Source organism: Streptomyces hesseae (assembly GCF_031845785.1).
GTDB classification, from domain to species: Bacteria; Actinomycetota; Actinomycetes; order Streptomycetales; family Streptomycetaceae; genus Streptomyces; species Streptomyces hesseae.
On sequence record NZ_JAVRFI010000004.1, the window covers coordinates 169,449 to 189,429 of the forward strand.

The 19,981-nt window shown below is 72.2% G+C and carries 17 protein-coding genes; 13 read left to right on the forward strand and 4 right to left on the reverse strand.

The window, feature by feature from the left end; all coding sequences use genetic code 11:
* The first annotated feature begins 77 nt into the window (after nucleotides 1–77).
* The 6 genes from shc to RM609_RS08910 all read left to right on the forward strand — a co-directional run bounded on the left by shc (nucleotide 78) and on the right by RM609_RS08910 (nucleotide 8,349).
* Nucleotides 78–2,096, forward strand: coding sequence for a squalene--hopene cyclase (shc, locus tag RM609_RS08885; RefSeq protein ID WP_311609377.1), 2,019 nt, complete (start codon nucleotides 78–80; stop codon nucleotides 2,094–2,096).
* Nucleotides 2,096–2,755, forward strand: coding sequence for a phosphorylase family protein (locus tag RM609_RS08890; RefSeq protein ID WP_311609378.1), 660 nt, complete (start codon nucleotides 2,096–2,098; stop codon nucleotides 2,753–2,755). The genes shc and RM609_RS08890 overlap by 1 nt, the downstream gene beginning before the upstream one ends.
* Before the next feature lie 5 nt (nucleotides 2,756–2,760).
* Nucleotides 2,761–3,783 (forward strand): adenosyl-hopene transferase HpnH, encoded by a 1,023-nt coding sequence (gene hpnH / locus RM609_RS08895; RefSeq protein ID WP_311609379.1) that lies wholly within the window; start codon nucleotides 2,761–2,763, stop codon nucleotides 3,781–3,783.
* A 5-nt stretch (nucleotides 3,784–3,788) separates the two neighbouring features.
* Nucleotides 3,789–4,955 carry a flavodoxin-dependent (E)-4-hydroxy-3-methylbut-2-enyl-diphosphate synthase gene (gene ispG / locus RM609_RS08900; RefSeq protein ID WP_311609380.1) on the forward strand — a complete coding sequence of 389 codons (1,167 nt, stop codon included), beginning with the start codon at nucleotides 3,789–3,791 and terminating at the stop codon, nucleotides 4,953–4,955.
* A 68-nt stretch (nucleotides 4,956–5,023) separates the two neighbouring features.
* Nucleotides 5,024–6,958, forward strand: coding sequence for a 1-deoxy-D-xylulose-5-phosphate synthase (gene dxs, locus RM609_RS08905; protein WP_311609381.1), 1,935 nt, complete (start codon nucleotides 5,024–5,026; stop codon nucleotides 6,956–6,958).
* A complete protein-coding gene (locus tag RM609_RS08910) occupies nucleotides 6,955–8,349 on the forward strand; it encodes an aspartate aminotransferase family protein (RefSeq protein WP_311609382.1) in 1,395 nt (464 codons plus the stop codon). Before dxs ends, RM609_RS08910 begins: the two co-directional genes overlap by 4 nt.
* Nucleotides 8,350–8,367: 18 nt before the next feature.
* On the opposite strand, the gene RM609_RS08915 is transcribed toward RM609_RS08910, so the two are convergent.
* A complete protein-coding gene (locus tag RM609_RS08915) occupies nucleotides 8,368–9,159 on the reverse strand; it encodes a tyrosine-protein phosphatase (RefSeq protein WP_311609383.1) in 792 nt (263 codons plus the stop codon).
* Between the two features lie 142 nt (nucleotides 9,160–9,301).
* On the opposite strand from RM609_RS08915, the gene RM609_RS08920 reads away from it, so the two are divergent.
* A complete protein-coding gene (locus RM609_RS08920) occupies nucleotides 9,302–10,093 on the forward strand; it encodes an SGNH/GDSL hydrolase family protein (protein WP_311609385.1) in 792 nt (263 codons plus the stop codon).
* A gap of 44 nt (nucleotides 10,094–10,137) precedes the next feature.
* On the opposite strand, the gene RM609_RS08925 is transcribed toward RM609_RS08920, so the two are convergent.
* Complete coding sequence (locus tag RM609_RS08925) at nucleotides 10,138–10,599, reverse strand: ATP-binding protein (protein WP_311609386.1); 462 nt, start codon at nucleotides 10,597–10,599, stop codon at nucleotides 10,138–10,140.
* Between the two features lie 136 nt (nucleotides 10,600–10,735).
* Here RM609_RS08925 and RM609_RS08930 point away from each other — a divergent pair, with 136 nt between their 5' ends.
* From RM609_RS08930 to RM609_RS08940, 3 genes are all read left to right on the forward strand, one after another.
* Nucleotides 10,736–11,602 carry a Sco1979 family transcriptional regulator gene (locus RM609_RS08930; protein WP_311609387.1) on the forward strand — a complete coding sequence of 289 codons (867 nt, stop codon included), beginning with the start codon at nucleotides 10,736–10,738 and terminating at the stop codon, nucleotides 11,600–11,602.
* Between the two features lie 3 nt (nucleotides 11,603–11,605).
* Nucleotides 11,606–11,872: a DUF397 domain-containing protein gene (locus RM609_RS08935; RefSeq protein ID WP_311609388.1), complete on the forward strand. Its 267-nt coding sequence runs from the start codon at nucleotides 11,606–11,608 to the stop codon at nucleotides 11,870–11,872.
* A gap of 66 nt (nucleotides 11,873–11,938) precedes the next feature.
* Nucleotides 11,939–12,790, forward strand: a complete 852-nt coding sequence (locus RM609_RS08940; RefSeq protein ID WP_311609389.1) for an SAM-dependent methyltransferase — start codon at nucleotides 11,939–11,941, stop codon at nucleotides 12,788–12,790.
* Between the two features lies 1 nt (nucleotide 12,791).
* Here RM609_RS08940 and RM609_RS08945 read toward each other — a convergent pair whose 3' ends face one another.
* Complete coding sequence (locus RM609_RS08945; RefSeq protein WP_311609391.1) at nucleotides 12,792–13,352, reverse strand: carboxymuconolactone decarboxylase family protein; 561 nt, start codon at nucleotides 13,350–13,352, stop codon at nucleotides 12,792–12,794.
* Nucleotides 13,353–13,518: 166 nt separating this feature from the next.
* On the opposite strand from RM609_RS08945, the gene RM609_RS08950 reads away from it, so the two are divergent.
* From RM609_RS08950 to RM609_RS08960, 3 genes are all read left to right on the forward strand, one after another.
* Complete coding sequence (locus tag RM609_RS08950) at nucleotides 13,519–14,172, forward strand: alpha-ketoglutarate-dependent dioxygenase AlkB family protein (RefSeq protein WP_311609701.1); 654 nt, start codon at nucleotides 13,519–13,521, stop codon at nucleotides 14,170–14,172.
* A 48-nt stretch (nucleotides 14,173–14,220) separates the two neighbouring features.
* Entirely contained in the window at nucleotides 14,221–15,393 is a 1,173-nt protein-coding gene (locus RM609_RS08955; protein WP_311609393.1) for an MBL fold metallo-hydrolase, read from the forward strand.
* A gap of 165 nt (nucleotides 15,394–15,558) precedes the next feature.
* Complete coding sequence (locus RM609_RS08960) at nucleotides 15,559–16,434, forward strand: chitosanase (protein ID WP_311609394.1); 876 nt, start codon at nucleotides 15,559–15,561, stop codon at nucleotides 16,432–16,434.
* 65 nt (nucleotides 16,435–16,499) lie between these two features.
* On the opposite strand, the gene RM609_RS08965 is transcribed toward RM609_RS08960, so the two are convergent.
* A complete protein-coding gene (locus tag RM609_RS08965) occupies nucleotides 16,500–19,823 on the reverse strand; it encodes an amidohydrolase family protein (RefSeq protein ID WP_311609395.1) in 3,324 nt (1,107 codons plus the stop codon).
* Between the last annotated feature and the right edge of the window lie 158 nt (nucleotides 19,824–19,981).

Sequence of the window (19,981 nt, forward strand, 5' to 3'; positions counted from 1 at the left end):
ACCGGCTGACGGAACCCCCCGAAGTACGGCATCACAGCAGTACGGCAGAGAAGGAACTCACTGCATTAGGGGAAACCATGACAGCGACGACCGACGGCACCGGGGAGTCACCGCTCCCCGAGGCCGAGGCCGGCCACAGCACCACCGCTCCGGCGACCGCCACGGCGTCCCCCGGAGCGCCGAAGACGCGTGAAGCCGCGGCGCGGGCCGTCACCCTCGCCACGGAACACCTGCTGGCCCGTCAGGACGCGGCCGGCTGGTGGAAGGGCGACCTGGAGACCAACGTCACCATGGACGCCGAGGACCTGCTGCTGCGCGGGTTCCTGGGCATCGACGACGAGCGGACCACGGCCGCCGCCGCCCGCTTCATCCGCTCGCGGCAGCGCCCCGACGGCACCTGGGCCACCTTCCACGGCGGGCCCGCCGAGCTCTCCGCCACCGTCGAGGCCTACGCCGCCCTCCGCCTCGCCGGGGACGCCCCCGAAGCCCCGCACATGGCCGCCGCCTCCGCCTGGGTCCGCGAACAGGGCGGCATCGCCGCCACCCGCGTCTTCACCCGGATGTGGCTGGCCCTCTTCGGCTGGTGGCGGTGGGAGGACCTGCCCGAGCTACCGCCCGAGATCATGTACCTGCCGAAGTGGGTGCCCCTCAACCTCTACGACTTCGGCCAGTGGGCCCGGCAGACCATCGTCCCCCTGACGATCGTCTCCGCCCTGCGGCCCGTCCGGCCCGCGCCGTTCGCCCTCGACGAGCTCCACACCGACCCCCGCCGGCCGAACCCGCCGCGCCCCCTCGCCCCCGCCACCAGCTGGGACGGCCTCTTCCAGCGCCTGGACAAGGCGCTGCACGTCTACCACCGCTTCCCCGTCGCCCCGCTGCGCAAGGCCGCGCTGCGCTCGGCGGCCCGCTGGATCGTCGAGCGCCAGGAGAACGACGGCTGCTGGGGCGGCATCCAGCCCCCCGCCGTCTACTCGGTCATCGCCCTCCACCTGCTGGGCTACGACCTCCAGCACCCGGTGCTGCGCGCCGGGCTCGCCTCGCTGGACCGTTTCGCCGTCTGGCACGAGGACGCGGACGGCGCCCCCGTCCGGATGATCGAGGCCTGCCAGTCCCCGGTCTGGGACACCTGCCTGGCCACCATCGCCCTCGCCGACGCGGGCCTGAGCCCCGACCACCCGGCGCTGGTCAAGGCCGCCGACTGGATGCTGGACGAGCAGATCCTGCGCCCCGGCGACTGGACCGTCAAACGACCGCATCTGACCCCGGGCGGCTGGTCGTTCGAGTTCGACAACGACAACTACCCCGACATCGACGACACCGCCGAGGTCGTGCTCGCCCTCAAACGGGTCCGCCACCCCGACCCCGGGCGCCTGGAGACGGCGGTCCGGCGGGCCGCCAACTGGGCGGTGGGCATGCGGTCGAGAAACGGCGCCTGGGGCGCCTTCGACGCCGACAACACCAGCCCGTTCCCCAACCGGCTGCCGTTCTGCGACTTCGGCGAGGTGATCGACCCGCCGTCCGCCGATGTCACCGCCCACGTCGTGGAGATGCTGGCCGCCCTCGGCAAGCAGCACGACCCACGCGCCCGCCGGGGCGTCGAATGGCTGCTGGGCGAACAGGAGGAGTCCGGCGCCTGGTTCGGCCGCTGGGGCGTCAACTACGTCTACGGCACCGGGTCCGTGGTGCCCGCCCTGGTGGCCTCCGGCATTCCCGTCTCCCACCCGGCCGTCCGCCGGGCCGTCGCCTGGCTGGGCGAGGTCCAGAACCCGGACGGCGGCTGGGGCGAGGACCTCCGCTCGTACCGGGACCCCGAATGGATCGGCCGGGGCGCCTCCACCGCCTCCCAGACCGCCTGGGCACTGCTGGCGCTGCTGGCGGCGGGGGAGCGGGACGGCGAGGCCGTGGAGCGCGGGGTGACCTGGCTGACGGACATCCAGCGGGAGGACGGCTCCTGGGACGAGCCGCACTTCACCGGCACGGGCTTCCCCTGGGACTTCTCCATCAACTACCACCTGTACCGCCAGGTGTTCCCCCTCACCGCCCTCGGCCGCTACCTCCACGGCGAGCCCTTCGCCGAGACGCCACTGGAGGGCTGATGTCCACCGGCACGGGTACCCCCGCCCCCGCACCGCTGCTGATCGCCTGTGCGCTCGGCATCGAGCGCCTCGCCCTGCGCGGCGGCCTCGGCGGCGCGGCCGGACCCGTGACCGTCCTGCGCACCGGCATGGGCCCGCAGGCCGCGGAACGCGCCGTGACCCGGGCCCTCACCGACAGCGCTCCGGCCGGGGCCGGGTCCGAGACCGCGGTGATCGCCACCGGCTTCTGCGCCGGACTGGCGCCGGGGATGCACCCCGGCGATCTGGTCGTCGCCGACGAGACCCGCGACCGGGAGGGCCGGACGGAGTGCGCCGGCGTCGAGCTGCTGGCCAAGGAGCTCGCCCGGGTGGCGCCCCGGCGCGTCATCCACACCGGGCCGCTGGTCGGCTCCGACCACGTAGTACGGGGCGCGGAGCGGGGCGCGCTGCACGCCGCCGGGGCGCTGGCGGTGGACATGGAGTCCGCGGCCACGCTCCGAAGCGCCGTGCGGGCCGGTGCCCGCCCCGTTGCGGCCGTAAGAGTGGTCGTGGACGCTCCCGAACATGAACTTGTGCGAATCGGGACCTTGCGGGGTGGAATATCGGCTTTCCGCGTGCTCCGCACCGTCCTGCCGGCCTTTTTCGAATGGCACCGTTCTTTGCTGCTCCCCAGGAGGTGAGCCAGATGGCCATGCCGCTTCGCCAGACCATCCGGGTCGGGACCTATCTCTTCGAACAGAAGCTCCGCCGTCGGGAGAAGTTCCCGCTGATCGTGGAGCTGGAGCCGCTCTACGCCTGCAACCTCAAGTGCGAGGGCTGCGGGAAGATCCAGCATCCGGCCGGGGTGCTCAAACAGCGGATGCCCGTGGCCCAGGCGGTCGGCGCGGTGCTGGAGTCGGGGGCGCCGATGGTGTCCATCGCCGGCGGCGAGCCCCTGATGCACCCTCAGATCCACGAAATCGTGCGCCAGTTGGTGGCCAGGCGGAAATACGTCTTCCTGTGCACCAACGCCCTGCTCATGCGGAAGAAGATGGAGAAGTTCACCCCGTCTCCGTACTTCGCCTTCGCCGTGCACATCGACGGGCTGCGCGAGCGCCACGACGAGTCCGTCGCCAAGGAGGGGGTGTTCGACGAGGCGGTGGAGGCGATCAAGGAGGCCAAACGACGGGGCTTCCGGGTCACCACCAACTCCACCTTCTTCAACACCGACACCCCCCAGACCATCATCGAGGTGCTCAACTTCCTCAATGACGAGCTGCGGGTCGACGAGATGATGATCTCGCCGGCCTACGCCTATGAGAAGGCCCCCGACCAGGACCACTTCCTGGGCGTCGAGCAGACCCGGGAGCTGTTCAGGAAGGCGTTCGCCGGGGGCAACCGCTCCCGCTGGCGGCTCAACCACAGCCCGCTCTTCCTCGACTTCCTGGAGGGGAAGGTCGACTTCCCCTGCACCGCGTGGGCCATCCCCAACTACTCGCTCTTCGGCTGGCAGCGCCCCTGCTATCTGATGAGCGACGGGTACGTGCCCACCTACCGGGAGCTGATCGAGGAGACCGACTGGGACAAGTACGGCCGCGGCAAGGACCCCCGGTGCGACAACTGCATGGCGCACTGCGGCTACGAGCCCACCGCCGTCCTCGCCACCATGGGCTCGCTCAAGGAGTCGCTGCGCGCGGCCCGCGAGAGCGTCGCCGGAAACCGGGGCTGACCGCGATGGCCATCACGGAGCCGGTCTCCCTCGGCCTCCCCGTGCCACCCGCCCGGCCCCTGGCGGCACGCCGTCCCGCACGGCGCATCCAGGTCGGCCGGGTACCGGTGGGCGGGGACGCCCCGGTGTCGGTGCAGTCGATGACGACGGCGGTCACGGCCGACGTCGGCGCCACATTGCAGCAGATCGCCGAGCTCACGGCGGCGGGCTGCCAGATCGTCCGCGTCGCCTGCCCCTCGCAGGACGACGCGGACGCGCTGCCGGTCATCGCCAGGAAGTCGCAGATCCCGGTGATCGCCGACATCCACTTCCAGCCGAAGTACGTCTTCGCCGCCATCGACGCCGGGTGCGCGGCGGTGCGCGTCAACCCCGGGAACATCCGGCAGTTCGACGACAAGGTCAAGGAGATCGCCAAGGCGGCGGCCGCGGCGGGCACCCCGATCCGCATCGGCGTCAACGCCGGGTCCCTGGACAAGCGCCTGCTGGGCAAATACGGCAAGGCCACCCCGGAGGCCCTCGTGGAGTCGGCGCTGTGGGAGGCGTCGCTCTTCGAGGAGCACGGCTTCCGCGACATCAAGATCTCCGTCAAGCACAACGACCCCGTTGTGATGATCAACGCCTACCGTCAGCTGGCCGCCCAGTGCGACTACCCGCTGCACCTGGGCGTCACCGAGGCCGGCCCGGCCTTCCAGGGCACCATCAAGTCCGCCGTCGCCTTCGGCGCCCTGCTCTCCGAGGGCATCGGCGACACCATCCGGGTCTCCCTCTCCGCCCCGCCCGCGGAGGAGGTGAAGGTCGGCATCCAGATCCTGGAGTCCCTGGGCCTCCGGCAGCGCCGGCTGGAGATCGTCTCCTGTCCGTCCTGCGGACGGGCGCAGGTCGACGTCTACAAGCTGGCCGACGAGGTCACGGCCGGCCTGGACGGCATGGAGGTGCCGCTCCGGGTGGCGGTGATGGGCTGTGTCGTCAACGGGCCCGGCGAGGCCCGCGAGGCCGACCTGGGGGTGGCGTCCGGCAACGGCAAGGGCCAGATCTTCGTCAAGGGCGAGATCATCAAGACCGTCCCCGAGTCGAAGATCGTGGAGACCCTCATCGACGAGGCCATGAAGCTCGCCGAACGGATGGAGAAGGACGGCACCCCCTCGGGGCCGCCGGCCGTCACCGTCCTCTGAGGGATCCGGGCGGAGTCCGATCAACGCGCCCGGCACCGCCGGGCCGACGACAGGAGGAGGGGGCCGGCGTGTCGTTGCTGGAGAACATCCGCGGTCCGCGCGACCTGAAGGAACTTGACGGCGAGGAGCTCACCGACCTCGCCGAGGAGATCCGCCATTTCCTGGTCCACGCCGTGGCCAGGACCGGCGGCCATCTCGGGCCGAACCTCGGCGTGGTCGAGCTGACCATCGCCCTGCACCGGTCCTTCGACTCGCCCTCGGACCGCGTCCTGTGGGACACCGGGCACCAGTCCTACGTCCACAAACTGCTCACCGGACGCCAGGACTTCTCCAAACTGCGCGGCAAGGGCGGCCTGTCCGGCTACCCCTCGCGCGAGGAGTCCGAGCACGACGTCATCGAGAACAGCCACGCCTCGACCGTCCTCGGCTGGGCCGACGGCCTCGCCAAGGCCAACCAGATCCTCGGCCGCTGGAACAACCACGTCGTCGCCGTCATCGGCGACGGCGCCCTCACCGGCGGCATGGCCTGGGAGGCCCTCAACAACATCGCGGCCGCCAAGGACCGCCCGCTGATCATCGTCGTCAACGACAACGAACGCTCCTACGCCCCCACCATCGGCGGCCTCGCCGACCACCTGGCCACCCTGCGCACCACCGACGGCTACGAACGCGCGCTGTCCTGGGGCAAGGACGCCGTCCAGAGCGTGCCCCTGCTCGGCAAGCCGCTCTACGAGTCGCTGCACGGGGCGAAGAAGGGCTTCAAGGACGCCTTCGCCCCCCAGGGCATGTTCGAGGACCTGGGCCTGAAATACCTCGGCCCGATAGACGGCCACGACATCGCCGCCGTCGAGTCGGCGCTGCGCCGGGCCAAGCGCTTCCACGGGCCCGTCCTCGTGCACTGCCGCACCGAGAAGGGGCGCGGCTACCGGCCCGCCCTGGAGGACGAGGCGGACCGCTTCCACACGGTCGGCGCGATGAACCCGCTGACCTGCGAGCCCCTCGCCCCCTCGGCCGGCACGTCGTGGACGTCGGTCTTCGGCGACGAGATGGTCAGGATCGGCGCCGAGCGGCCCGACGTCGTCGCGATCACGGCGGCGATGCTCCACCCCGTGGGCCTGAGCAAGTTCGCGGTGGCCTACCCGGACCGGGTCTGGGACGTCGGCATCGCCGAGCAGCACGGCGCGGTGTCGGCGGCCGGGCTCGCCACGGGCGGCCTCCACCCGGTCCTCGCCGTCTACGCCACGTTCCTCAACCGCGCCTTCGACCAGGTGCTGATGGACGTCGCCCTGCACAAGTGCGGCGTGACGTTCGTCCTGGACCGGGCCGGCGTCACCGGCACCGACGGGCCGTCCCACAACGGCGTGTGGGACATGTCGGTCCTCCAGGTCGTCCCCGGCCTGCGGATCGCCGCCCCGCGCGACGCCGACCAGCTGCGGGCCCAGCTGCGCGAGGCCGTCGCCGTCGCCGACGCCCCCACCGTCGTCCGCTTCCCGAAGGAGAACGTGGGCGAGGCACTCCCGGCGGTCGGCAGGATCGGCGGCATGGACGTGCTCGCGCGGCCGGCGGACACCGAGGAGGCGGACGTCCTGCTGATCGCGGTCGGCGCCATGGCCCGGGTGGCGCTGGACGCGGCCGACCTGCTGGGCGCCCGGGGCACGAGCTGCACCGTCGTCGACCCGCGCTGGGTCAAACCCGTCGACGAGGCGCTGCCCGCGCTCGCCGCCCGCCACCGCGTGGTCGCCGTCGTCGAGGACAACAGCCGCACCGGAGGCGTCGGCTGGGCCGTGGCCCAGGCGCTCCGCGACGCCGACGTCGACCTGCCCGTACGGACCTTCGGCATCCCCGAACAGTTCCTCGCCCACGCCAAACGCTCGGAGGTGCTGGCGGACGTGGGGCTCACCCCCGCCGAGATCGCCGGGCGGATCAGCGCCGTCCTGGTGAGGACCGAGGAGCGGAACAAGCACAAGGACGGGGACAGGGAGAAGGAGAAGAGCGAGGCATGACCGCCGACGGCACCGAGAGATTCGACCTGTCCCGGCTGCTGGCCGAGCGCGGCGGCGAACGGTACGAACTGCACGCCCGGTACCTCAACCACCAGCTGCCGCGCATGCTCCGCACCATCGGCTTCGACAAGGTGTACGAGCGGGCGGAGGGCGCGTACTTCTGGGACGCCGAGGGGCACGACTACCTCGACATGCTCTCCGGCTTCGGGGTGATGGGCCTGGGCCGCCACCACCCCGTGGTCCGCAAGGCGCTCCACGACGTCCTGGACGCCTCGCTCGCCGACCTCACCCGCTTCGACTGCCCGCCGCTGCCCGGCCTGCTCGCCGAGCGGCTGCTGTCGTACACCCCGCACCTGGACCGGGTGTTCTTCGGCAACAGCGGCACCGAGGCGGTGGAGACCGCCCTGAAGTTCGCCCGGTATGCCACGGGCAGACCGCGCGTGCTGTACTGCGCCCACGCCTTCCACGGCCTGACCATCGGCTCCCTGTCCGTCAACGGCGAGGACGGCTTCCGGGACGGCTTCGCGCCCCTGCTCCCGGACACCCCCGTCCCGCTCGGCGACCTGGACGCCCTGGAACGGGAGCTGCGGCGCGGCGACGTGGCGGGCCTGATCGTCGAGCCCGTCCAGGGCAAGGGCGTCCACCTCACGCCGCCCGGCTACCTCCGGGCGGCGCAGGAGCTGCTGCACCGCCACAAGGCACTCCTCATCGCGGACGAGGTGCAGACCGGGGTGGGGCGCACGGGCGCGTTCTTCGCCCACCAGCACGAGAGCGGGGTGGAGCCCGACCTGGTGTGCGTGGCGAAGGCCCTCTCGGGCGGCTACGTCCCGGTGGGCGCCACCCTCGGCAAGGACTGGATCTTCAAGAAGGTCTACTCGTCCATGGACCGGGTGCTCGTCCACTCGGCCAGCTTCGGCTCCAACGCGCAGGCCATGGCCGCCGGGCTGGCGGTGCTGGCCGTGATGGAGGACGAGAGGATCGTCGCCAACGCCCGTGCCACGGGCGAGCTGCTGCGCTCCCGCCTCGCGGCGCTGGTCGGCAAGTACGAGCTGCTGCACGACGTGCGCGGCCGCGGCCTGATGATCGGCATCGAGTTCGGCAGACCCAAGTCGCTGGGCCTGCGCGGCCGCTGGACGATGCTCCAGGCGGCCCGCAGGGGCCTCTTCGCGCAGATGGTCGTGGTGCCGCTGCTCCAGAAGCACCGCATCCTCACCCAGGTCTCGGGGGACCAGCTGGAGGTGATCAAACTGATCCCCCCACTGATCATCGGCGAACCCGAGGTCGACCGCTTCGTGGAAGCGTTCACGGCGGTAATGGACGAAGCCCACAACGGCGGCAGCCTGATGTGGGACTTCGGCCGGAACCTGGTGAAGCAGGCGATGACACGCTGACGGGTTGTGCCCACCGGCCTAGTGCAGCAAACGCTCCTGAAGCACAGACCGCCCCTCGGCGGAGAGCCCGAGCCCCTCGGACAGATACCGCTCCGTCGACCCCCACACCTCCCCGATCGCGACGAACGCCGCCTCCAGATAAGACGCCCGCGCCTCGAAAAGCGGAGAGAGCAACTCCGAAACCTCCGCAGAAACCTCCGCGTCGCGCCGCACCCGGTACCGCCGGTGCGGCGCGTTGGACTCCAGATAGTCGGCCTCGATGACGTCGGCCGGCACCCCGAGCGCCAGCAGCGTCACCGCGACGGACAGCCCCGCCCGGTCCTTGCCGGCGGCACAGTGCATCAGCGCGGGCACGTCGCCCTCGGCGAGGGCGCGTACGACCCGCCCGTGCTCGGCCGTCCGCGTGGTGATGATCGTGTGGTACGAGGCGGCCATCCGGTCCGCCGCGCGGCCCTCGCCCAGCACGGACCGCAGCGTGGCCAGGTCGCCGTCGCGCACCATCCGCCAGAACTCGCTGCCGTCGGCCGGGTCGCTCAGCGGGAGGTTGACGTTCCGTACCCCGGGCAGGGCCACGTCCGGGCCCTCCAGCGCGATGTCCGCGGCATTGCGGAAGTCGAATACGGTGTGCAGGCCCAGCGAGGCGAAGAACGCCGCGTCCGCCTCGGTGGCGTGGGCCAGGTGCCCGCTGCGGAACAGGACGCCGGGCCGGACGCGCCGCCCGTCGGCGGCCGGCAGTCCCCCCAGGTCGCGGAAGTTGCGGACCCCCACCAGCTCGGGCTCGGCCTGCGGGGCGGGCGGCGTCTGTGTCACGTGCGCTCCTCGGGGGTGTTCCGGTCGTCGGCGCCGATCGTATTCCGGGTCACGCGACATTGCCGGGGTGGGATACATCACGGCACGTCAACCCCTGGTTACGGTGGCGTAGGTCACTCAGGAAGGTGAATCATGCACTGACGTGGCAGACGATTCGAATTCATTCATCAAGAGCGCGATCGGGTCGTACGCAGCCGTCGGGGACAGCTTCACCGAGGGCGTCGGGGACCCGGGTCCCGGCGACACCTTCGTCGGCTGGGCCGACCGACTGGCCGTACTCCTCTCCGACCAGCAGGAAGAACACTCCTTCCGGTACGCGAACCTCGCCGTTCGCGGCCGGCTCCTGGACCAGATCGTCGAGGAGCAGGTCCCCCGGGCCAAGGAACTCGGCCCCGACCTCGTCTCCTTCTGCGCCGGCGGCAATGACATCCTGCGCCCCGGCAGCGACCCGGACGACGTGGCCCAGCGTTACGAGGCGGCCGTCGCCGAGCTGTGCTCCTCCGTCGGCACGGTCCTGCTGTGCACCGGCTTCGACACCCGTGGCGTCCCGGTCCTGCGCCATCTGCGGGGCAAGATCGCGACGTACACCGCCCATGTCCGCTCCATCGCCGACCGCTACGACTGCCCGGTCCTCGACCTGTGGTCGCTGCGCTCGGTCCAGGACCGCCGGGCCTGGAGCGACGACCGGCTGCACCTGTCGGCCGACGGACACACGCGCGTCGCGCTGCGGGCCGCCCAGGTGCTGGGCTTCGAGGTGCCGGCCGATCCCGACCAGGCCTGGCCGGACGAGGAGCAGCGCTCCGCCGCCGATGTGCGCCGGGACAACGTCCACTGGGCGCGCGAGTACCTGGTGCCGTGGATCGGCCGCCGGCTGCGCGGTGAGTCCTCGGGTGACAACGTGGAGCCCAAGCGCCCGGACCTGCTGCCGCTGTAGGCCTGTTGCCGCAGTAGGACCGTCGCCGCTGTAGGACCAGGGGGTCAGTGGGGGTGCCGCCCGTGCGGCAGGTCGGCCCAGACGACTCGGCCGTGGCCGCTGTCGTCGGGCCGGACCCCCCACTCCCGGGACAGCGCGCCGACCAGGAGCAGCCCGCGCCCGCTCTCCTCGTCCGCACCGCTGCGGCGCGCCCGGGGCTCCGTGGGGGCGTCGCCCTGATCGGCGACCTCTATGCGCACCGCCACACCGCTCACCCGCAGCTGGCAGCTGACCTTCTCGCTGTCCGTGTGCCGCACCGCGTTGGTGACCAGCTCCGACACCACCAATTGGGCGTCTTCGCAGGCAACTTCGTCTATTCCCCACTCGCGCAGCCGCGCGAGGACTCGTTGGCGCGCCTCGGCCACCGAGGTGTTGAGGGCCGGGAAGTGAAAGGCGTCCTGCCGCAGATGGCCGAGGAGAGAGCCGCCGCAGAGCCCGAGCGATGGTGCGTCATGGGAGAGGACCACTCCGCAACTATGTGCGATACGTATCAGCTGTGGCAAGGTTCAACCTGCAAATTACAGAATTGCAAGGACAGTCTGTCGGGCCGACAGACCGCGTGGCACACTGCTGGCATATGACGGCAGTTGGAGGGGGTGGACAGTGGCGGACTCGCGACCGGCGGGTGCCCCGACGGTCCTGAGGGTCGTGCTAGGCAAGCGTCTCCAGCACCTGAGGGAGCGGGCCGGGCTCTCCTACGAGGAGGCGGGCCGCGCCCTGGACGTCACCCACGCCACCGTCCGGAGAATGGAGAAGGCTGAGGTCGGGCTGAAGATCCCCTATGTGGAGAAGCTCCTCCACGTCTACGGGGTGCTCGACGCGGCCGAGATCGAGGGCTTCCTCGGCCTCACCCGCGAGGCCAACCGCCCGGGCTGGTGGCACCGCTTCCGGGACGTCCTCCCCGAGTGGTTCAGCGCGTTCGTGAGCCTGGAGGGAGAGGCCAATCTCATCCGCGCGTACGAACCCCACTACGTCCCCGGTCTGTTGCAGACCGAGGAGTACGCCCGGGCCGTGCTCCGCGCCGGGATGCCGCACGCCCGCGAGGCCGACATCGAACGCGCCGTCACCGTCCGCCGGGAACGGCAGGGCCTGCTCACCAAGGACGGGGCCCCGTTGCTCTGGGTGGTGATGGACGAGACGGTGCTGCGCCGCCCCATCGGCGGGCCGGACGTGATGCGCGCCCAGGTCGACCGGCTCGTCGAGGCCACCGACATGCCGAACGTACGACTCCAGCTGATGCCGTTCGCCGCCGGGCCGCACCCGGCGATGTACGGCCCCTTCCACATCTTCCGGTTCCCCCTCCAGGAGCTTCCGGACATCGCCTACGCCGAGAACCTCGTCGGAGCCTCTTACTTCGACCAGCGTGACGATGTCTCGTCCTTCCTGGAGGCGCTGGACCGGATGTGCGCGCAGGCCGCGCCGGCACACACCACCAAGGCGATCCTCGGTGGCATTCGTAAGGAGATCTGAACCATGGATCCGGACCGCGTCTACAACGGCATGCCCGCGACGGACCTCGGCACCGAGGGCTGGAGCAAGCCGTGGAGCGGCGGCAACGGCGGCAGCTGCGTCGAGGCCATGCGATTGTGCGACGGCCGGGTGGCCCTGCGCCAGTCCACCGACCCCGGCGGCCCCGCGCTGATCTACACGCGTCACGAGATGGAGACCTTCATCCGCGGCGCCAAGGCGGGCGAGGCCGACTTCCTGCTGGCCGTGCCGGGCGTCAACGCCGCCGAATAGGCGGCCGCGGCCCGCGCGACGGATCTCACAGGCGTACCCGAACAGACGTACCGAAGGGAACAGGGCGTGATCGAGCACGGCGTGGACGGACCGGTCGGCACACCGGCCGAGGAGATCGACACCAGCAGGCCGCACCCGGCCCGGATGTACGACTACTACCTGGACGGCTGGGACAACTACGAGGTCGACCGGGCCGCCGCCGAGCGCGTCATCGAGGCCCACCCCCAGGTCCGCCTCTCCGCCCGCGCCAACCGCGCCTTCCTGCGCCGGGCCGTGCGGGAGGCGGTGCGCGGCGGCATCCGCCAGATCATCGACATCGGCACGGGCATCCCCACCTCGCCCAACACCCACGAGGTGGCCCGCGAGTCCGCCCCGGACGTCCGCGTGGCCTACGTCGACAACGACCCCATCGTGGCCACCCACGCGGAGGCCAAGCTCACCAGCGCGGGCGGGGCGGGCTTCGCCCTCGCCGACGTCCGGGAACCGGAGACGATCCTGGGGCACCCGGTCGTCCGGGAGCTGATCGACTTCGACCGGCCGGTGGCCCTGCTGCTCGTCGCCGTCCTCCACTTCGTCAAGGACGAGGAGGACCCGGCGGGCATCGTCGCCACCCTAGGCGACGCCCTGCCCGCCGGCAGTCTCCTGGTGATGTCCCACGCCACGGAGGAGCCCTACGAGGGCTACGCCGAGGGCCGTACCGACACCGCCGCCCGCGACGGCGTGCTGGACGTCTACAGGAACGCCACCGCCGCCCTCAACCTGCGCGGCCGCGCCGCCGTCGAGCCCCTCTTCGGCGACTTCGCGCTCCTCGACCCGGGACTGGTCCGGGTGCCGCTGTGGCGCCCGGACGGACCGGTCCCCGGGCCCAAGGAGCTCAGCGACATCGTCTTCTACGGCGGCATGGGCCGCAAGGGCTGACTCAGGCGCCGGGGCGGGCCGGGATCTCGCAGCTGTCCTTGAAGCCCTGACTGGTCAGCCCCAGCGCCGAGTTGATCCGCGAGCGGAGGTTCTCCACCGCCACGATCGCGGTCAGCTCGACGAACGCCGCCTCGCCGAGCCGCAGCCGCAGCCGCTCCGCCAGGTCGTCCTCGACGGCCGGCGGGGTGGCGCTCATCGCCTCGGCGTACTCCATGACGTCCCGCTCCAGCGGGGTGTAGGCGTCGCTGGACCGCCAGCGCGGCACGTCGCGCAGCTTGTCGGGCGCCATGCGCTTGTTGTGGCTCAGCCAGTAGCCGAAGTCCATGCACCACGAGCAGCCGATCGCGGCCGCCGACGCCATCACGGCGAGCTCCTTGAGCCCGCTGTCCAGCGCCTTCCAGCGGGCCAGCGACATCTCGAAGCGCGCGTCGGTCATCAGCACCCTGCGGTTGTGCCCCAGGGCCAGCAGCGGGTCGATGACCTTGCCGTAGGTGCGCCGGCTGTACCAGGCGGTGAGCCGGTTCACCAGCGTGCGGGGCGGGGTGAGGGAGATGCGGGCCATGGCCGGTGCCTCCTGCGAGAGGGGAGTGCGGGTTGCTGTCGCCCGTACGACGGAACGGCCCCGCCGGAATGTGACACCGTTCCCGAAAAACTTTTGAGTTTCTTCGAAACCGCAGGTCAGGATGGGTGTCAGTGGTCCGGCCTAGGCTTGCCGCATGGACGGCGAGATGGACGGTGAGCTCTTCCCGAGGCCCCCGGCCGAGGTCGCCCCGGGGGCGGTCCACGTGCCCGGCTGGCTGCCCGCGCCCGAGCAGCGCCGGCTGCTGGACGCCTGCCGGGAGTGGGCCAGGCCGCCCGCCGGGCTGCGCACCGTGCGGATGCCCAGCGGGGGCGACATGTCGGTACGGACGGTCTGCCTGGGGTGGCACTGGTTCCCCTACGGCTACGCCCGCACCGTCGTCGACGGCGACGGCGCACCCGTCAAACCCTTCCCGCCGTGGCTGGGCGAGCTGGCCCGGTCGGCGGTGGCCCACGCATACGGAACCGAACTGGGATCTTCGGCCGCCGACTACGACATCGCCCTCGTCAATTTCTACGACGACACCGCGAAAATGGGCCTCCACCGCGACAGCGACGAGAAGTCCCCGGCGCCCGTCGTCTCCCTGAGCCTCGGCGACTCCTGCGTCTTCCGCTTCGGCCATCCGGGCGGCCGCACCCGCCCCTGGACCGACGTCGAGCTGCGCAGCGGCGACCTCTTCGTCTTCGGCGGCCCGGCCCGCCTGGCCTACCACGGCGTGCCCCGGACCCTGCCCGGCACCGCCCCGCCCCGGCTGGGGCTCAAGGGGCGGCTCAACATCACCCTGCGCGTGAGCGGCCTGTGACCCCCGGCGGATAATGGGACGACCTGCCTGCTAGACCCTGGAGGTGCCGTGACCGGCTCCCGCCCGTTCCGCTCGCCCCTGGACGCGCTGCGTCCCGCCGCCTTCGGCGCGGATCCGGCGGGGGAGCGGATGGCGCGCATCCGCCGGTCGCCGCACTTCGCCGACGGGGTGTTCGTCAACCCCGAGGGAACGCGCCGTACGCCGTCCGGCTCCATGCTGAAGTTCCTGCCCACCTACTTCCGCAAGGAGGAGCGCGCCCTGCGCGCCCCGGCCCACCCGGTGCCCGTCCACCCCACCACCGTCGCCGACCTGGCCGTTCCCCCGGCCTCCGGGCTGCGGCTGACCTGGATGGGCCACTCCAGCGTGCTCGCCGAGATCGACGGCCACCGGGTGCTCTTCGACCCCGTCTGGTCCGAGCGCTGCTCGCCCTTCGCCTTCGCGGGCCCCCGGCGGCTGCACCCGGTGCCGGTGCCGCTGGCCGAGACCGGACCGCTGGACGCCGTGGTCATCTCGCACGACCACTACGACCACCTCGACATGCCGACCGTCCGGACCCTGGCCCGCCGCACCGGCGTCGTCTTCGTCGTCCCCCTCGGCGTCGGCGCCCACCTGGAGCACTGGGGCGTCCCGGCGGACCGGATCACCGAGCTCGACTGGCACGAGTCGACGCGGGTCGGCGGGCTCACCCTCACCGCCACTCCCGCCCGGCACTTCTGCGGCCGCGCGCTGCGCAACACCCAGCACACCCTCTGGGCCTCCTGGGTCGTCGCCGGCCCGGAGCACCGGATCTTCCACAGCGGCGACACCGGCTACTTCCCCGGCTTCACCGCCATCGGCGAGCAGTACGGCCCGTTCGACGCCACGATGGTGCAGATCGGCGCGTACTCCGAGTTCTGGCCCGACATTCATATGACCCCGGAGGAGGGCATGCGCGCCCACCTCGACCTCCAGGGCGGCGACGCCGCGCGGGGCGTCATGCTGCCGATCCACTGGGGCACGTTCAACCTCGCCCCGCACCCGTGGGAGGAGCCCGCCGAGGAGAGCGTGGCGGCGGCTCGGGAGACCGGGTCGCGGATCGCGGTGCCCAGGCCCGGCCAGCCGTTCGAGCCCGGTACGGGGCTGCCGCTCGACCCGTGGTGGCGGACGATCGCGATGCGGCCCATCGACGCGGTCCCCGAGGCCGGAGCGCCGGCCGACGCCGAGGTCGTCCTTCAGGCATGAGCCTCCAGGCGTGATCCCTGCAACGCCCTTGCGCATGGCGTGAATCCGCATATCTGTACGTGTTTCCTCTTGCGGAGGAAACGGAGCTGCGGCTTCAATTCCCGGTGACAGTTAGGAAACCTTCCTGACAGTTGTCGATCCCTCCACCGGGAAACGGAGTTCCGCATGCCCGCGCGCACCTCGACGAAGACGAAGAAGACCGCCCGCCTCGCCTTACCGGTCCTGGCGATGGCCCTGCCCGCGTCCCTGGTCCTGGCCGGCCCCGGCCAGGCGGCGCAGCCGGCCCACGCCCGTACGGCCACGGCCCCCGCCGTGGCCGCTGCGGGCGCACCTCTCGACGACCCGTACGAGAAGGACATCGCCATGCGGCTGGTCTCCAGCGCGGAGAACTCCTCGCTGGACTGGCGGGCGCAGTTCCGGTACATCGAGCCCTATCCCGACGGCCGGGGCTACACCGGCGGCATCATCGGCTTCACCTCCGGCACCGGCGACATGCTCGAACTCGTCGAGCGCTACACCAAGAAGAAGCCGGGCAACCCGCTCGCCAAGTACCTCCCCGCCCTGCGCAAGGCCAACGGCAGCGATTCGCACGAGGGGCTCGGCAAGCCCTTCGAGGAGGCCTGGCGGAAGGCCGCCGACGAGGACAAGGGCTTCCGGGACGCCCAGGAGGCCGAGCGCGACCGCGTCTACTTCGACCCGGCGGTCAAGCAGGCGAAGGACGACGGGCTGCGCACCCTCGGCCAGTTCGTCTACTACGACGCGATCGTCATGCACGGCCCCGGCGACGGCAAGGACAGCTTCGGCGGCATCCGCAAGGCCGCCCTCGCCAAGGCCAAGCCCCCGGCCCAGGGCGGTGACGAGAAGGACTACCTCAACGCGTTCTTCGACGCCCGCAAGAAGGTCATGAAGAAGGAGGAGGCCCACAGCGACACCAGCCGCGTCGACACCGCCCAGCGCGTCTTCCTCAACGAGGGCAACTTCGACCTCCGGCCGCCGCTGAAGTGGAAGGTCTACGGCGACTCGTACCGGATCGACAAGTAGGACGACGCGGTTGCTGACGGCGGTCATCGACCGCCGTCAGCAACCGCCGTCATCAGTGGGCGTCATCAGTGGGCGTCGAGATGCCCCAGGTCACAGCAGGAGTCCTTGCGCAGCTCCCGCCCGACCTCCAGCCACTCCCGGTGGAGCAGCCCATGGCGCGGGGCCGCGCCCGCCGTGCTCTCGAACGAGGCGACGAGCTCCCGCTGCTCGAAGCGGACCCCGCCGCGCAGCACCGACGCCGTCCGTACGAGCGTGTCGAAGTCGGTGAACGGGTCGCCGTCGATCACGGTGGCGTCGGCGAGCTTGCCGACCTCCAGCGTGCCCAGGTCCCGCTCCGCCCCGAATGCCCGCGCCGGCAGCACCGTCGCCGTCCGCAGCGCCTGGGCCGGCGTCAGCCCGTACCGGTGGAGGGCGCGCAGCCCCAGGTGGAGGGAGAGGCCGACGGGGACGAGCGGGGCGTCCGTGCCGAGGGCCACGATGCCACCGCCGGACAGCACCTTCCGGTAGACGTCGATCTCGCGGCGCAGCGCGGTCAGCTGATCGTCCGTGGGCGCCTTCGCGGCGGTCTGCCGGACGGTCGCCACGTCCCACGGCGGCATCAGCACGGTGACGCGGGGGTCCTCGGCGAGATCCGGGGTCTCGCCCAGCAGCGGCACCGAGGTGAAGATCGTGGCGATCATACGGAAGTCCGTGGCCGTGTAGATCTCCGCCAGGTCCTGGTACGCCCGGCCGGTCGCCGTAGTGGCGTGGCCGAACTCCAGCCGCTGCGTCGCCTGGAGGTGTGTGGTGAGGTCCTGCCCCAGCTGGACGCCCGGCGAGCACAGGTGGCTGCCCGTGCGCACCCCGAGCCGTTCGTGCGCGAAGCGGGCCGCCTCCCGCATCACCCAGCCCGGCGCGCGGACGTACGTCTTGACGAAGTCCCAGTCCAGGGCGGCGGCGCGGGTCAGTGAGCGGCGCAGTCCCTCCTCGGTGCGGTGGGCGCGGCCCATGCTGTAGGCGACGCGCGAGCCGTCCAGCAGCTCGCCCGCGGTCAGCAGCCTCGGCCCGGCCAGCGTGCCGGCGGCCACGGCCTCGCGGATGCGGGCCTGCTCGTAGGCGAAGCCGCCGAGGGAGACGGCCGTGGTGATCCCGTAGGCCAGCTGGAGGGTGGTCTGGCGCCCGCCGTAGGCGTACTGCCAGGGGTGGGTGTGGGCGTCCCAGAGGCCGGGGATCACGGTCTGGTGCGAGGCGTCGACCGTGCGGAGGGCGGCCCGGCGGGCCCGGTGCGGCTCGACGGCGGCGATCCGGCCGTCGCGGACGACGAGGTCGACGTCCTCGCGCACGGTCGTGCCCGTGCCGTCCCAGAAGCGGCCCGCGCGTACGACGGTGTCGGCGGGGGTGGGGCGGCGGTAGTCGAGGGTGACGGGGACCGTGCGGGCGGTGCCGTCCGCCACGTCCAGCAGCCGGAGCCGCCCGGCGGACAGATAGAGGATCCGGCGGCTGTCGGCGGACCAGGAGGGGTGGTCGGCGGCCTCGTCGGTCAGCCGGCGCGGCTCGCCGTCGGGGGTGCCGTCGGGGCGTACGGGCAGCAGCCACAGCGCCGACTCGTTGATCACGGCCATGGAGCGCCCGTCGGGCGACCAGACGGGCCCGGAGTCGTAGCGGTCGGAGACCGAGGCGTGCGGGGCGAGGGCGTGCAGCCGGGCGGTCCCGCTGTCGGCGTCGACGACCCTGATCAGGTTGTAGCCCTCGCGGAACCGCTGGTTGAGGCGGTTGCGGTCGCACAGGGCGACATAGCGCCCGTCGGGCGACCAGGTGGGCCGGCCCGGCAGGCCGCCCGCGCCCATGGGGGCCGCCAGCAGCTTCTCGGTGCCCGCCGCGAGATCGCGGACGATGAGGTTGCCGGACATGTCGACGCAGGCCAGCCGGTTGCCGTCGGGGGAGAGCGCCGGGTGGACGCGTCCGCCGTCGGCCAGCACGGTCTCCTCGCCGGAGGCGAGGTCGCGGCGGCGGACGGCGTAGAGCCCGTCGCGGTCGTCCGTGAAGATCAGCGCACGGCCGTCGCGGGTCCAGGTGGGCGCCATGACGTAACGCCCGGGGGAGGCGGCGAGGACCTGCCGGGGGCTGTTCTTGCCGATCTCCGAGACCCAGAGGGCGTTGAGCGCGGCGAAGGCCACCTGGCGGCCGTCGGGGGAGAGGGCGGGCAGGTGGAGCGAGCGGACGCGGCGGACCACCGCGCCGGTGTCCGCGAAGTCGTACCGCTTGACCTGGTAGCGGGGCCGGTCCAGGGGCAGTTCCGCGTGGAAGGGGATGGTGACCGCCGGCACGCCGTGGGCGCCGGCCGGGGGCGTGGGCGCGGGGGCGGCCGAGGGGTGGGGGAGGGAGTCGGCGGCGGGCGTGCGCGGCGGCTCGGGGGCGGCGCCCGGTCTGACGATCGTGAACTGTCCGCTCACGGTCAGCAGCAGCTCGTCCCGCGAGACCCAGCGCGGCGGCACGGGCTCCACGTCGCCGTCGACCGGCACGACCGCCCCGTCCACGACGAGGACGCAGGACGCGGCGGGCGCGGGCGTCGTCCGCAGATAGGCCAGCCGCCCGGCGGGCGAGACGGCCGGCGTCATGATCTGCGTGCCGGCCGCGTTCTCGGTGTGCTCGACGCGGACCGGCCCTTGCCCGTCGGCGGCCACGGACGCGACCGTACGGGCCTGGAGGGCGCCCCCGGCCACCTGCCCCCGGACGAACAGCAGCCGCTTGCCGTCCGGCGACCAGACGGGGTCGAAGTCCTCCCAGGCCCCGTCCTGCCCGGGCCCGTCCTGCCCGGCGGTCCCGGTGATCCGCGTCAGGGCCCCCGTCCGGACATCGACCACCCACACCCGGTAAGGGCTGCCGGCCACGGGATCGCCCTCGCGCTCGGACGCGAACGCGATCCGCGTCCCGTCCGGAGACCAGGCGGGCCCCCGGTCGTCCCACGGCCCGTCCGTCAGCTGCCGCAGCCCGGAGCCGTCCGGCCGCAGCGTCCAGATGTGGAAGCCACCGCCCCGGTAGGCGCAGACGGCCAGCAGCCGCCCGTCCGGCGCGTACGTGGGCCGGGTCGGCTCCAGATCGGCCGGGGTGATCGCGACGGCCTCCCCGCCCTCGCGCGGCACGGACCACAGCACGTTCTGCACCTCGACGACCAGCCGCCCACCGCCCGGGGCCAGCGACCCCGCCCCATTGGTGGCGCCCGTGAACGACAGCACGTCGTGCCCGGCCCGCGGGGCCGCCACCGCTTCTATCGCGTCCACGGGCAGCGCGACGGCCGCACCGGCCACGGCGGCGGTACCGGCCGCCGCCTGAAGAAAACCGCGTCGTGAGAGGGTGGTGTCCAACTGTCCTCCTGGGTCGGGGGAGTTGCACGGGGCGGCAGCCCCCATGGCGGAAGCCGATGGTTGCACGCCCCACAGGCCATGGGTCAACACCCTGGGACGATCACGAATGCCGGGCGGGGACGTTTCCCGGGGCCCCCGCCCGACGCCTCCCGCCGGGAGCCCCGGGCCCGGGGGGATTCTTCATCCGAACGGGTAACCCACGT